Here is a 12,589-nt window from a genome sequence, read left to right on the forward strand (position 1 = left end):
CGGGCTCATTCGCCCTTCGCGATCGCCTGTTCGCCGTTGCGCTGGAGATCGGCGAGGATCTTCTTCGGGTCCGCCGTGCGCAGCGACTGGAGGTCGGTGTTGAACTGGCTGAGCACCTTGTCGAAGCCGGCGATCGTCACCGGCCCCTGCGCGTAGGCGCTGCCGTCCACCCAGGCCTTGGCGGCCGGCTCCTGCTTCGCGTAGGCCGCCAGCGCACTGGTGCGCGAGGGCATCACACCGAACGCGTCGGCGAACTTCAGCTGCTGGTCCGCGGAGCTCAGGTACGTCACGAGGTCGACGGCCGCGGCCTGGTGCGCGCTCTCTGCGGCGACGCCCCAGCAGTTGCTGAAGGCCAGCGTGCCGGGGCCGGCCGGACCGGCGGGCAGCGGCACCGCCGCGTACTTCACATCCGGGTAGTCGAGCCGCATCCCGCCTTCGAGCCAGTTGCCCTCGATGGTCATGGCGGCCTTGCCCTTGCCGAGCGCCTCACCGCCCCAGCTGGTGTCCACCTGCTTGGCGAACTTCATCGAGCCCGACGCCAGCATGGACTTCACGAAGTTCAGTCCCTCGGCGTTCTGCGCGGTGTCGGCGGTCATCTTCTTCTGGTCCGCGTCCGTGAGCCAGCCGCCCGCCTGCTTCATGAAGACGCCGAGCCGCTGGTACTCGTCGCTGGTGACCAGGCCGGTGACCCCGTCGCCGGTGAGCTTGCCGGCCACCGTCTCCAGGTCCTGCCAGGTCTTGGGGTAGTCCTTCTCCGTCAGCCCCGCCTTCTTCCACAGGTCGGTGTTGACGGCGAGCGCCAGGGTGGAGGTGTCCTTGGGCAGGCACACCAGCTTCCCGTCGTACGAGAAGGAGGCACGCAGCTGCTCGGAGAAGTCGTCCGCGTCCGGTATCCGGTCACCGTAGGCGTGGAGCGAACCGCCCTTGGCGTAGTTCGCGAACTGGTCGGAGTTGACGTAGAAGACGTCCGGCGGCTTGTGCCCGGCGAAGGACTGGGCGAGCTGCTGGTTCATGTCCTTGGCGATCTCGACCGTGACCGTGTTGCCGGACTTCGCGGCGTACGCGGCGGCGGCGTCCTTGACGGCCTTGGTCTCGGCGTCGCCGGAGGTGGCGATCAGCACTCGGAGCTGCTGCTTCTCGCTCTTGTCCTGCTCCGTCTCCTTGCCACTGCCGAAACTGGACGAGCAGCCGGTGGCGGCCAGCAGTGCCGCGCAGGTGGCGAGGGCGGCGACAGCCGTACGGGTGACCATGAATTCCTCCATGAATCCATTGGGTGGTGCGGGCGCGGTTCGTCAGGGGCCGGGGGGCCCGGTCCGAAGGGTGGGGTGGGGGCCGACGGGGCCCGGTCCGAGGGGAGCGGGGCCGGTGGTGCGCGGTGCTCAGCCGTCCGGAGCGGGTACGAGGGTGGTGCTGTCGCGCACGACGAGGGACGGTTCGAGCAGGACCCGCTCGGGCGGGGCGGTGGGCCGGCCCATCCGGGCGAGCAGCAGCCGGACGCACTCGCGGCCGACCGCCTCCAGCGGCTGGGCGAGCGTGGTCAGACTCGGGGAGAGGAGCGCGGCGGTGGGCGAGTCGTCGAAGCCGACCACCGCGACGTCCGCGCCCGGCCTGGCCCCGCGCTCGCGCAGGGCGTGGTAGCAGCCGAGCGCGAGCACATCACTGGCGGCGACCACGGCTGTGGCGCCCGCGTCGAGGAGCGGCCCCACGGCGGCGCGCGCCGCGTCGAGGTCGTCGGCGCTCCGGGCGCTCCGCCCCCGTACCGGCAGCCCGTGCCGGCGCATGGCGCGGCGCCAGCCGTCGGCCCGGTCGTCACCGACGCCGGAGCCGCGTGGCCAGCCGAGGAAGCCGATCCGGCGGTGTCCGAGGGCGATCAGGTGTTCCACCGCCGCGTCCGTGCCCGAGGCACCGTCGACATCGGCCCAGTCCCCGATCTGCCGGCCCGACCACATGCGGCCGAAGCCCACGAACGGCACGCCGCGCTTGGCCAGCCACCCCTGGCGCGGGTCACTGCGCTCGGTGCCGCTGAGCACGAAACCGTCGACGTGGTGCAGGTCGAGCAGCTCTTCGTGGCCCTCCAGACCGGCGCCACCGGGCGGGGAGGCGAACAGCAGGATCCGGTAGCCCGCCTCGTCGGCCGCCTGGGACAGCGCGTGCAGGAAACGGTCCATGACCGGGGTCGTGGTCCCGTGAGGGGTGGGGCGGATGCCGTAACCGATGAGCTTGCTGGAGCGGGTGCGCAGCGCCTGGGCGGCGCGGTGCGGGCGGTAGCCCATCTCGTCGACCGTGCGGCGGACGCGCTCCAGGGTCTCCGGGCGCAGCAGGTCCGGGGAGTTGAGCGCGTTGGACACGGTCTGCGGAGAGACCCCGGCCCGGCGCGCGACCATGGCCAGGGTCACCGGCCCGGCTTTGGGCGAAGGCGTGCTGGTGGAGCGGGGCATGGGTGTTCTCCGTGAACCGGTCGTGCGTGCCGGGCGCGGTGTGCGATCGGCTGTCCGTTGCGGGTTGCGGGTTGCGGGTTGCGGGTTGCGGGTTGCGGGTTGCGGGTGTGCGGCCGTGTGCGGGCTTGCGAGTTCTGTGTGGCGTCGTGTTCGGCGTTGTGTTCTTTGATGGGTTTATTGGAGCGTTCCAAAGGCGTTGTCAGCGACGTGAAGTCGTCGTTAAGGTTCTTGGAACGCTCCAATGCCTGAGAGGTTCTGCTCTTTTGGACACCACTGTCAAGACCCACGACATAACGAACTCGGTCGCGGGGGCCGGGCCCACGGCCGAGGGCCTGCAGCCCTTCCTGCACGAAGCGTGCGTCACGCTGTACGCGCCGAGCTTCGCGGTCTCGCACGCGGACGGGCAGATCGGCGGCGGTGCCGACGGCTTCTACCACGGCGACCGCCGCGCGCTGGCCCGGCTGACCGTCGAGGCCGAGGGCATCGCCCTCGCGCCGGTGGTGGGAGCGCTCCAGGGTGCCGACCGGGCGGCGTTCCGGGCGGTCCTGCGCGGCCTCGGCGAGGTGACCCCCGACCCCGCGGTCACCCTGCACCGGCGGCGGAGCATCGCGCCCGGACGCCTGGAGGAGACGTTGGAGGTCGCCAACGCGGGCGTGCGGCACGTACGGTTCAGGCTGCACGTCACGGCCGCCACCGACCTCGCCCTGATGGAGGGCGTCAAGTCCGGCCACCGGCTGACCACCGCACCGGCCACCGCCGCCGACGGCGGCCTCCGCTGGTCGCGGGACGCCTTCGACGTCGCCCTGGTCAGCACCCCGGAGCCGGACGCCCTGGACGCGCCGGCCGGGCGGTTCACCTACGACATCGAACTGGCGCCCGGGACGTCCTGGAGCGCCGAACTGCGCTGCGCGGCGGCACACGAGGACGGCGACCAGTTCCCGGCGCCGCCGGCGGACAGTGTGCCCTGGCGCACACCCGTACTGCGCAGCGCGGACCGGCGCTTCGACCACTGGCTGAGCCAGTCGGCGGCCGACCTCGACCGGCTGCGCCTGACGGACCACGCCGGTCCCGGCGGCCCGACGCGCTCCGACGACGGTGTGACGGGCCCGGACGGCGTGACGGGCTCCGACGGCGTGACGGGCTCCGACGGCGTGACGGGCTCCGACGGCGTGACCGGGCCCGGCGCCCGGCCCGCCGTCGGACCCGCCGCGCCCGAGGGGCGTGCCGACCAGTTCCTGGCGGCGGGCGCCCCCTGGTTCCTCACCCTCTTCGGCCGCGACTCCCTGTGGGCGGCCCGGATGCTCCTCCCCCTGGGCACGGACCTCGCCGCCGGAACCCTGCGTACGCTCGCCCGCCGCCAGGGCACGGCCGTCGACCCGGCCACCGAGGAGCAGCCCGGCAAGATCCTGCACGAAGTGCGGCGCGCCGCCCAGACGTTCGACGAGAGCTTCTCCCTGCCGCCCGTCTACTACGGCACCGTGGACGCCACTCCGCTGTGGATCACACTGCTCCACGACGCGTGGCGCTGGGGCCTCGCTCCGGAACAGGTCGAACAGCTGCTGCCGCACGCCGAGTCCGCGCTCGCGTGGATGCGCGACCACGGCGACGCGGGCGGCGACGGCTTCCTCAAGTACATCGACCGGACCGGCCGCGGCCTCGCCAACCAGGGCTGGAAGGACTCCGGCGACTCCATCCGGTACCGCGACGGCCGCCTCGCCGCCTCACCGATCGCGCTGTGCGAGGTGCAGGCCTACGCCTACGAGGCGGCCCGGGGCGGCGCCGCGCTGCTCCGCGCCTTCGGCAGGCCCGGTGCCGACGCGTGGGAGGAGTGGGCCGAGCGGCTGGCCGAGCGCTTCCGGCGGCACTTCTGGGTGGAGGACGAGCGGGGACCGTACCCCGCCGTCGCGCTCGACCGGGACGGCCGGCCCGTGGACTCGGTCACCTCCGGCTTCGGTCACCTGCTGGGCACGGGCCTGCTCGACCACGAGGAGAGCGCGCTGCTGGCGGCCCGGCTGAGCGGGTCCGACCTCGACTCCGGCCATGGGCTGCGGACGCTGAGCAGCGACGCGGCGGGCTTCAACCCGTACGGCTACCACATCGGTTCGATCTGGCCGCACGACACCGCGATCGCGGTGCACGGGCTGGTCAGGGCCGGGTTCCCGGACGCGGCGGCGCCGCTGGCGGCGGGGCTGCTGACCGCGTCCGCGGGCTTCGACGCGCGGCTGCCCGAGCTGTTCGCGGGGCACGGCGCCGCGGCCGGCGCGCGGCCCTCGCCCTATCCGGCGTCCTGCCGGCCGCAGGCGTGGGCGGCGGCCTCGTCCGTCATGGTGCTCAGTTCGGTGCTGGGACTGGACGCGGACGTGCCGGGGGGCAGGCTGACCGTGGCGCCGGCGTTCGCCGAGGAGTACCGGCCGCTGACCGTGACGGGGCTGGAGGTCGGCGGACGCCCGCTCGGCATCGCCGTTGACGCGGACGGCACGGCGCGCGTCGACGCGCCGGAGGGACTGGTGGTCGAGCGGGCGTCTGTGCGGAAGTGACGGCGGGCCGCCGGCCGCCGGCCGCCGGCCCGGGCCGGGCGAGCCCGCCCGGCCCGGTTCGGTCCCGACCGCTCTGCTCCGCTCCGCACGCCGGGACCGTCGCCCGGGTGCGGAACAGGACCCGATGGGGTCGATCCGTACCCGGAACCGTGTCGCTGATGGGCCGAACGGGTGAGGCGGGGGACAATGGCCCGATGCGGAAACAGTGTGCGGGCGAGGTGGTCCGGTGAGCAGGTACGGCAGGTACGACGTCACGGACGAGCAGTGGGAGGGCCTGGCCCAGGTCGTCCCCCTGCGCGGCCGGGACGAGTGGCCCTCGCGCGCCGACCACCGGACCGTCCCCCAGGACTACGCGGCGGAGAGCCGCCGCCTCGTCGTCCTGCGGGTGCAGGTCTTCGCGGACGCGCGGGAGGTGGCGGACCACATGATCGCGCGCATCCCGGTGCTGCTGGACCTGACGGCCGCCGAGACCGATGTGGCCAAGCGCATCCTGGATTTCAGCAGCGGGGTCGTCTTCGGCCTCGGCAGCCGGATGCACCGGGTCGACAAGAACGTCTTCCTGCTGGCGCCCGTGGGTATGGAGGTCGAAGGCGCGGCGGCCGAGGAACTGGCGGCGGACGGTCCCTGAGGGGGCCCGGGACATGACGCGCCCCGGGACCGACGTACGGGGCCGGGCGTCGCGTTCCGAGTGTGCGCGGCGACGGGGGACGTGGCACCACACGGTCCGGATCATGATGGTCCGGATCATGATGGAGGCATGACCGATCTGGATGTAGCGGAACTCCAGCGCAGGCTGGCCGCGTTCGCGGCCGCCCGGGACTGGGAGCAGTACCACACACCGAAGAACCTCGCGGCCGCGCTGAGCGTCGAGGCGTCGGAGTTGTTGGAGATCTTCCAGTGGCTGACGCCGGAGCAGTCCGCGCGCGTGATGGCGGACCCCGGATCGGCGCACCGGGTGTCCGACGAGATCGCCGACGTCCTGGCGTATCTGTTGCAACTGTGCGGGGTTCTCGGTGTCGATCCGCTCGCCGCGCTCGCCGCGAAGATGGACCGGAATGAGACGCGCTTCCCCGTGGAACGGCCCGGCAATCCCGGCGATCCACACTGATCGTCACTCTCCGGAGTGGCAGAGGTATGCACAACGAGCCTGCTGTCCACAGATTTCCGCATTGCTCTGGCCTTTCTGTTGCCATTACCTCACGCTGGGTAGTGGAGTAAGTGGGCAGGATTGTCGTACGAACGGGGGCTGCGGATGGATGCGGAACGGCTCATCGGTGTGAGTCGGCATGCCCTGGCCAAAAGCGCTGACGCGCTGGAGGTCATCGCGGAGGCATGGCAGGCGCAGGCCCTCGCCCAGGCGATCGGCAATCAACTGGCGTCGGCCGGTCCGAAGGAGTTGAGGAGTGAGGCCCGGGAACTCGGCGAGGCGGGCGGCCGGGGCTGTGGGTTACCGGACCAGCCGGGGCTGCGCCTCGGTGGTGTCCGTGCCCTTCAGCTCACCGGCGTGTCCGACCCCCGGGGCACCCTGACGGCGCTCGGTGTGCTGCTCGGAGAGGTAGGGATCGCGCTGGTCGCGGTCGCGTGCGACACGGACGAGGAGGGGCTGTACTGGCAGTGCATCGAGGCGATGGACGCCGCCGACGAGTCCAATGACCGGGTGGGCGGCATCCTGCGCCGGCTGGCGGCGCGGGAGCGCGAGCGCGAGCGGGAGAAGGAGCGGGCGAGGGACCGGGAGAGCGGCTGGGAGTGGGAGTGGGACGGCCCGACAGTGCGCTGACCGGCACGGCCCGGACGAGCCCGATGCCGAGGTGACGGTGCAGGATGGAGGCATGGATCTTCGAATTTTCACCGAGCCCCAGCAGGGGGCGACCTACGAGACATTGCTGACCGTCGCGAAGGCGACGGAGGACCTGGACTTCGATGCCTTCTTCCGTTCTGACCACTATGTCCGGATGGGTGACGTCGACGGGCTGCCCGGCCCCACGGACGCCTGGATCACCCTGGCCGGCCTGGCGCGCGAGACCAGCCGGATCCGGCTGGGCACGTTGATGACGGCGGGCACGTTCCGGCTGCCGGGTGTGCTGGCCATCCAGGTCGCCCAGGTGGACCAGATGTCCGGCGGCCGGATCGAGCTGGGCCTCGGCGCGGGCTGGTTCGAGGAGGAGCACACCGCCTACGGCATCCCGTTCCCCAAGGAGAAGTTCGCCCGGCTGGAGGAGCAGCTGGCGATCGTGACCGGCCTGTGGGAAACGGAGATCGGCAAGACGTTCTCGTACGACGGCACGTACTACCAGCTGACCGACTCGCCCGCCCTGCCCAAGCCGGCGCAGCACAAGGTCCCGGTCCTGATCGGCGGCCACGGCGCCACCCGCACCCCGCGCCTCGCCGCCCGGTACGCGGACGAGTTCAACATCCCGTTCGCCTCGGTCGAGGACACGGAGCGCCAGTTCTCCCGGGTCCGCACCGCCGCCGAAGCGATCGGCCGCGCGGCGGACGAGCTGGTGTACTCGAACGCGCTGGTGGTGTGCGTCGGCAAGACCGACGCCGAGGTGGCCCGCAGGGCCGCTGCCATCGGCCGCGAGGTCGAGGAGCTGAAGACGAACGGGCTCGCGGGCTCACCGGCCGAGGTGGTCGACAAGATCGGCCGCTACGAGGAGGCCGGTTCCTCGCGGATCTACCTCCAGTTCATGGACCTGGACGATCTCGACCAGCTGGAGCTGATCTCCCACGAGGTCCAGTCCCAGCTGCGCTGAGCCGGACGGTCCTCGTGACCGATGTCTTCGGCGCGGCGGCGCCCCGCGGACGGGGCACCGCCGCGCCCGCCCCTCGGGTCGACGACGCACTACGGGGAGCGGGGATCGAGTACCGGTTGGGTGCCCGTGGAGTGCGTGACCTGGCGGAACTGTTCAAGCGCGCGAAGGACGACGCGGAGAGCGCATAGCGACAACACACAAGCCCCCCGTCGGAGTGTGAGGTTTCGTGCGTTCGGGGTCAGGTCAGATCGACGGGCCGGCCGTCCTGCCACAGGGCCGAGACGTGTCCGTCGAAGCGGTCGTACAGCCCGTCGTTACCCAGGCGTCGCAGGTGCAGCATGGGCGACTCGTGTCCGAGGAGACTCGACAGATGTGGGGTGACGAGCATTTCGTCATCGAAGGAGAAGACGGAGAGCGCAATGTGATCGTCGGAGAACCGGGCTTCGATGCCAGACGCCTCCCCGAGACGCTTCAGCGCGTCGAGAGTGATCCGGATGCGCGTCCCGACGGTGAGGGGCACGCCTTCGATCTCTTCCCTGCGGCGCGTAACGTCCGAATCGGGGTCACCGATCAGAAAGCGCACCGAACACCCTGAAGCCGCCTTGGCCTTCAGCCTCTCGGCGAGGCGCGGGTGTTCCTGCCAGATGAAGTAATTCGTGTATCCCGCAAATGTGATCGACGTCGAGGCGCCGTCGATGAGCCGCGCCCACACCGCCGTAGGGCAGGCGTTCCGGTACGGATAAGCGGAGACGATCTCTCGTTCGGGGCCTACCTTGATGGCGCTACGGATGGCGTTCGGCCATAGCACGTCTGCACTCACTCCAACCGCCTCCGAGACGTCCTGACGTGTCCCAGGGTGGGGGACACGCGTCGCGTCGGAGAGCCATCGCTCCACTGTCTTCGCACTCACCCCGACTCTACGGGCGAGCGCAGAGCGGGTCATATTCGCGTTGGAAATAGCATCTCGAAGCTGCGTGTTCAAGGCTTCCCCCGGGGACGTTTGGGTCGTTTGGGACGATAGCGCGCGGGAGGTCCAAGTGTTTTCGATCTGTCGGTTTTGACGTCCCGTTACCTGACCGATCCTGTAAGTGACGCCACTGCGGAGGAGGCATCCGCGGGCGCATGTAAGTGTCCCGGCGCCGCTGCTGACGGCCCGGGACTTGGTCGACGCCTACGAGGAGCGTCAACATGCATCAGAGTAGCCAGCCGCGTCCCAGCGCCGATATCGGGTTCCGGGATCACGTCGAGAACCGTCGGCCGGCCCTGGAGGGGGCCGTGAAGACCGCGTACGGCGCCTTGCTGAAGCACATGGAGAGGTGCGAGCCCTGTCGCGAGTACGGCGTGGACTGCCCGACGGCGCGGAGTCTGCGCGGCGTGTGGAAGCGGGCGGCCGTGGCCGCGAACGCGAGGACGGGGGAGAGGGCGTGACGACGTCGATCGCGGGACTCCCCGCCGACATGAGCCGTCGACCGGCACGGCCGGCGCGGCGTCCGGGCGCCTGGGTCCCGTTGTGCACCTGTCCGGGGCTCCACGTCCGTGTTTTCCGTCGTCGCCGGGAGGTGGCGGTGTGGTGGACATGACGATTCGCGTCTACCGGGTCGCCTCTGACGGCACCCGGACCGAGACGGTGCCGAAGTACCGGGTCGACGGGACAGAGATGCCGAACCGGAAGCTGGGCTATCCGCGCACCTGCGCATGTCGGATGCACAAGGGCGGGTACATCAATCCACCGGTCAACGGGCCGGACGCCCCGTGAACCGACGTCGCATCACCCTCCCGGAGCCCACTCGTCCGTCTGATCCCGTAGCGGCGCTCCCGGCCTGCCCGTCGGTGTCCGCGCACTCGAAGGAGATCGCGGAGTGTCTGCGGAAGATCGGCAAGCGGGAAGTTCCTCGGGGTTGATCCACGTGTGGGACGACCGAAGCCACCCGGACGCGACCCCCGAATCCCCGTGCGGCGGGGTGCTCACCTGTCGCACGGGATGAAGGCGGAGGCGCTTTGGTCGGCTCACCTCCGCCCGCGCGGGCCCCGGACGTCGTCACCCCCCGTTGGAGGCGTCCGGGGTCTCTTTCGGTCGCCTTCTCCCCACGCCCACAACGCGGGGCAGGCCGTGCCCTGCCGGACCCGACATCCTGTGCCCCGTCCGATCGGGTACGCCGGAGGAGAGCCGGCCCCGCCCACCCCGCCGACGGGCCCCGCAGCGATCGCACGCGGAACACACGCGGATCACATGTGCCGGTGCGTACCGACCGATAACATCACGGGATAAACATGGCGGAAACGGGGAGGGTCCATGACAGGCCAGCCGTTCTTCTTCACCAGTTACGCGGTACGGCGGGCGGACAGTCCGCTGGTGGCGAAGTTCCACGCCAGGCTGCAACAGGAAGTACGGATCAAGCGGGGCCGGTCCGCGCCGAGCGACGGATTCCTCGACACGGTGTCGTTGAAGCTCGGGAGCGGCTGGCGGCCCCAGTTGGTGGACGCGTTGCGGACCACCAGAGTGCTGGTCGCCCTGCTCTCCGACGACTACTTCGACAGCGAGTGGTGCGGTCGGGAGTGGGCCGTCATGACGGAGCGGATCCGCCGGGCGACCCCGCCGGGCGGCCCGGAGCCCGTCGCCGTTCTGCCGTTGTTCTGGGTGCCGGTGAACCGGCCGCTGCCCGGGCCGGTCTCCGATCTCCAGTACCGGACGCCACGGTTGGGAGACGCGTACGCGGACAGCTGCCTGATCGATGTGATGCGGGGGGACTCGCGGGCGTACCACAAGTTCGTGGTGGAGCTGACGGATTACATGCTGGAGATCTCCGGGACGCCGCTGCCGGAACTGGACGCGGCGGGTACGGGAGCGATGGCGCCCGCGTTCGGTCCGGTGGGCGCCCCGAGTACGCCCGGCCCCACGGGGGCGGCGGCGGGGGCGTCGGGCGCCTCGGAGGTGGCGGGGACGGAACCGGCTGCCGTCGGTTTCCCACTGGCGGGCGCACCGGAGGCCAGGACAGCCGGGACGGCCGGGACGGCCGTGTCGACCGGGACGGCGGTGCCCATGAGTCCCGTGGAGAAACGGGAGTTCATCGAGCTGCTGCTGGAGTCCGACGTCTGCCGTACCCGCGACGCGTGGGACGTCTACATGGAGTCCATCCACTCACTGATCCGTCCAGAGCGGCTGAACGCGCTGTCCGACGGCGGAGGAGTGCACACGCGTGTCACCGCCCTGGTCAACGCGGCGCTGCGGCGGCGCACCCCGGACGTCCTGCGGGCCGTCGCCGACGCCTTCGCGGAGCAGGCGGGTGAGGAGGAGGCCCGGCCGGTGCGCGGGCGGGTCGAGGCGGCGGTGGCCAAGTGGCCGACGACCTGACGGGCCGACGGGCCGCCGCCGGGACCGACTGCGTGTTCTGTCGGATCGTGGCGGGTACCGCACCGGCCCGGATCGTCCACGAGGACCGGGACACGCTCGCGTTCATCCCCATCAATCCGGTCGGTGACGGGCATGTGCTCGTCGTCCCCCGGCGGCACGTACCGGATCTGTGGGAGCTGGACGACGCCCTGGCGACGGCCCTGACGACGAGCGCGCTACGGGTGGCCCGGGGCGTGCGGGCGGCGTTCCGGCCCGGCGGGCTGAACATCGTCAACTCGGCGGGCGCGGCGGCCACCCAGACCGTCATGCACCTTCACGTGCATGTCGTGGCGCGCTACGAGGGCGATCCCATGGGTGACTTCTGGCCGCCGAGGACCGCCACGGAGGCGGCCCGGATGGATGCGACGGCCGAACGGCTGCGGGCGGTGCTGGGCGAAATCCGGGCGGACGGCGGCTCCACCGTCGGCTGAGCGGTGGCCGGGGGCGGCGGACAACGGCCCGGACAACCGAGGCGGGTTCGGCCGAGCGGGACCAATCGAGCGGGTTCGGCCGAGCGCGATCAGCTGAGCAGGACGGCGACGAGGACGACGAGATGGGCGACCGCGAGTCCGCCGTAGAACAGCGAGAGGGTCGTGGAGAAGGCCGCCCGATGCCAGCGCGTGCGGTGGGCGTAAGGCGTGAGGTCCATGGAGAAGGGCTCGACAGGGGTGTGCCCGGGCTCGTCGGGCCGTAGGCCCGGAGGTTCCGGCCGTGCCGCCTCCGGCCTCGCCGGCCGTCGGACGTCGTCGTACAGCATGCGGAACAGCCGTTCCCGGTACAGGAAATAGCCGTCCAGGAACCAGAACGCGACCAGTGATATCAGCGCCGTACCCGCCGCCGGCCAGCCGGCGTCGCTCGCGGCGAACGCCAGCAGGGCACCGGCCAGGGTCAGGGTCCACCCCTTGACGAGAAAGGAGTTGTTGCTGAGGCGGGCGATCACGGACTGGACGAATTCCAGGTGCTTGACCTGGTCGGGGTCGAGAGCCGGCCGGCCGGCCGGGGTGATCTCGGGGGTGGTCCGTGCACCGTCTTCGCTACCGCTCATCGGACGAGGCTATCCAGAGTGCCGGGGTGCCGGGGTACGCACGCCGAAACGCGGTGGCTGTGCTCGGTTCCCGGCTCGCCCGGGTGAGTGCGCCGGAGCGTGGGCGGGCCCGAAAACCCTTCGTCCTGCCGGTGAACGCGCGGCCATACTCGGCGAGTGTTCTTGACGATCAGTACCACCGGATCCCCTGGATGTCCCGCGACCGATCTCGGCTTTCTGCTGCACAAGCACCCCGACCGGGCCCAGACGTACCACACCGCCCACGGCACCGCGCATGTGCTGTATCCCGAGGCGTCGGCCGAGCGCTGCACCGCCGCGCTGCTGCTGGAGATCGATCCCGTGGCCCTGGTACGGCGCGGCAAGGGCAAGGGGAAAGGCCCCTGGCACTCTGCCCGCCGGCCTGGGCGTGTCGTGGACCACGAACT

14 protein-coding genes and 1 pseudogene are annotated in these 12,589 nt (G+C 71.2%); 11 read left to right on the forward strand and 4 right to left on the reverse strand.

Going from position 1 to position 12,589, the window contains the following annotated elements; translation table 11 throughout:
• Window positions 1-5 precede the first annotated feature (5 nt).
• Window positions 6-1,262 (reverse strand): sugar ABC transporter substrate-binding protein, encoded by a 1,257-nt coding sequence (locus ACU6P3_RS26770; protein WP_344281722.1) that lies wholly within the window; start codon window positions 1,260-1,262, stop codon window positions 6-8.
• A gap of 117 nt (window positions 1,263-1,379) precedes the next feature.
• Entirely contained in the window at window positions 1,380-2,438 is a 1,059-nt protein-coding gene (locus tag ACU6P3_RS26775; protein ID WP_447194452.1) for a LacI family DNA-binding transcriptional regulator, read from the reverse strand.
• Window positions 2,439-2,701: 263 nt separating this feature from the next.
• On the opposite strand from ACU6P3_RS26775, the gene ACU6P3_RS26780 reads away from it, so the two are divergent.
• From ACU6P3_RS26780 to ACU6P3_RS26805, 6 genes are all read left to right on the forward strand, one after another.
• Window positions 2,702-4,975 carry an amylo-alpha-1,6-glucosidase gene (locus ACU6P3_RS26780; RefSeq protein WP_447194453.1) on the forward strand — a complete coding sequence of 758 codons (2,274 nt, stop codon included), beginning with the start codon at window positions 2,702-2,704 and terminating at the stop codon, window positions 4,973-4,975.
• A gap of 226 nt (window positions 4,976-5,201) precedes the next feature.
• Entirely contained in the window at window positions 5,202-5,603 is a 402-nt protein-coding gene (locus ACU6P3_RS26785; protein ID WP_344281728.1) for a cell division protein SepF, read from the forward strand.
• Between the two features lie 129 nt (window positions 5,604-5,732).
• On the forward strand, window positions 5,733-6,083 hold the full coding sequence (locus ACU6P3_RS26790; RefSeq protein ID WP_447194454.1) for a nucleotide pyrophosphohydrolase: 351 nt from the start codon (window positions 5,733-5,735) through the stop codon (window positions 6,081-6,083).
• 144 nt (window positions 6,084-6,227) lie between these two features.
• Window positions 6,228-6,752 carry a DUF6099 family protein gene (locus ACU6P3_RS26795; protein WP_447194455.1) on the forward strand — a complete coding sequence of 175 codons (525 nt, stop codon included), beginning with the start codon at window positions 6,228-6,230 and terminating at the stop codon, window positions 6,750-6,752.
• A 52-nt stretch (window positions 6,753-6,804) separates the two neighbouring features.
• Window positions 6,805-7,728: an LLM class F420-dependent oxidoreductase gene (locus ACU6P3_RS26800; RefSeq protein WP_447194456.1), complete on the forward strand. Its 924-nt coding sequence runs from the start codon at window positions 6,805-6,807 to the stop codon at window positions 7,726-7,728.
• Between the two features lie 14 nt (window positions 7,729-7,742).
• Window positions 7,743-7,916 (forward strand): hypothetical protein, encoded by a 174-nt coding sequence (locus ACU6P3_RS26805; protein ID WP_447194457.1) that lies wholly within the window; start codon window positions 7,743-7,745, stop codon window positions 7,914-7,916.
• A 50-nt stretch (window positions 7,917-7,966) separates the two neighbouring features.
• Here ACU6P3_RS26805 and ACU6P3_RS26810 read toward each other — a convergent pair whose 3' ends face one another.
• Complete coding sequence (locus ACU6P3_RS26810; protein ID WP_447194458.1) at window positions 7,967-8,548, reverse strand: DUF5919 domain-containing protein; 582 nt, start codon at window positions 8,546-8,548, stop codon at window positions 7,967-7,969.
• 368 nt (window positions 8,549-8,916) lie between these two features.
• Between ACU6P3_RS26810 and ACU6P3_RS26815 the strand changes: the two genes are divergently transcribed.
• The 4 genes from ACU6P3_RS26815 to ACU6P3_RS26830 all read left to right on the forward strand — a co-directional run bounded on the left by ACU6P3_RS26815 (window position 8,917) and on the right by ACU6P3_RS26830 (window position 11,550).
• Window positions 8,917-9,156: a hypothetical protein gene (locus tag ACU6P3_RS26815; RefSeq protein ID WP_447194459.1), complete on the forward strand. Its 240-nt coding sequence runs from the start codon at window positions 8,917-8,919 to the stop codon at window positions 9,154-9,156.
• A gap of 142 nt (window positions 9,157-9,298) precedes the next feature.
• The gene (locus tag ACU6P3_RS26820) at window positions 9,299-9,484 is read left to right on the forward strand and encodes a hypothetical protein (RefSeq protein ID WP_447194460.1); all 186 of its coding nucleotides are present in this window, start codon (window positions 9,299-9,301) and stop codon (window positions 9,482-9,484) included.
• Between the two features lie 537 nt (window positions 9,485-10,021).
• A complete protein-coding gene (locus tag ACU6P3_RS26825; RefSeq protein WP_447194461.1) occupies window positions 10,022-11,080 on the forward strand; it encodes a TIR domain-containing protein in 1,059 nt (352 codons plus the stop codon).
• On the forward strand, window positions 11,065-11,550 hold the full coding sequence (locus tag ACU6P3_RS26830; protein ID WP_447194462.1) for an HIT family protein: 486 nt from the start codon (window positions 11,065-11,067) through the stop codon (window positions 11,548-11,550). The genes ACU6P3_RS26825 and ACU6P3_RS26830 overlap by 16 nt, the downstream gene beginning before the upstream one ends.
• A gap of 89 nt (window positions 11,551-11,639) precedes the next feature.
• Here the strand turns inward: ACU6P3_RS26830 and ACU6P3_RS26835 are convergent, their stop codons facing one another.
• Entirely contained in the window at window positions 11,640-12,164 is a 525-nt protein-coding gene (locus ACU6P3_RS26835; protein ID WP_447194463.1) for a hypothetical protein, read from the reverse strand.
• A 156-nt stretch (window positions 12,165-12,320) separates the two neighbouring features.
• On the opposite strand from ACU6P3_RS26835, the pseudogene ACU6P3_RS26840 reads away from it, so the two are divergent.
• Window positions 12,321-12,542 (forward strand): annotated as a pseudogene (locus tag ACU6P3_RS26840) (3' terminal RNA ribose 2'-O-methyltransferase Hen1); the annotation flags it as partial.
• Window positions 12,543-12,589 lie beyond the last annotated feature (47 nt).

It is taken from the genome of Streptomyces hebeiensis (assembly GCF_052983195.1).

Excerpts from the sequence above, each read along its gene's own strand:
- ACU6P3_RS26770 (WP_344281722.1), bottom strand. The coding sequence starts at position 1,262 with ATGGAGGAATTCATGGTCACCCGTACGGCTGTCGCCGCCCTCGCCACC.
- ACU6P3_RS26775 (WP_447194452.1), bottom strand. The coding sequence starts at position 2,438 with ATGCCCCGCTCCACCAGCACGCCTTCGCCCAAAGCCGGGCCGGTGACC.
- ACU6P3_RS26790 (WP_447194454.1), top strand. The coding sequence starts at position 5,733 with ATGACCGATCTGGATGTAGCGGAACTCCAGCGCAGGCTGGCCGCGTTC.
- ACU6P3_RS26795 (WP_447194455.1), top strand. The coding sequence starts at position 6,228 with ATGGATGCGGAACGGCTCATCGGTGTGAGTCGGCATGCCCTGGCCAAA.
- ACU6P3_RS26800 (WP_447194456.1), top strand. The coding sequence starts at position 6,805 with ATGGATCTTCGAATTTTCACCGAGCCCCAGCAGGGGGCGACCTACGAG.
- ACU6P3_RS26815 (WP_447194459.1), top strand. The coding sequence starts at position 8,917 with ATGCATCAGAGTAGCCAGCCGCGTCCCAGCGCCGATATCGGGTTCCGG.
- ACU6P3_RS26825 (WP_447194461.1), top strand. The coding sequence starts at position 10,022 with ATGACAGGCCAGCCGTTCTTCTTCACCAGTTACGCGGTACGGCGGGCG.
- ACU6P3_RS26835 (WP_447194463.1), bottom strand. The coding sequence starts at position 12,164 with ATGAGCGGTAGCGAAGACGGTGCACGGACCACCCCCGAGATCACCCCG.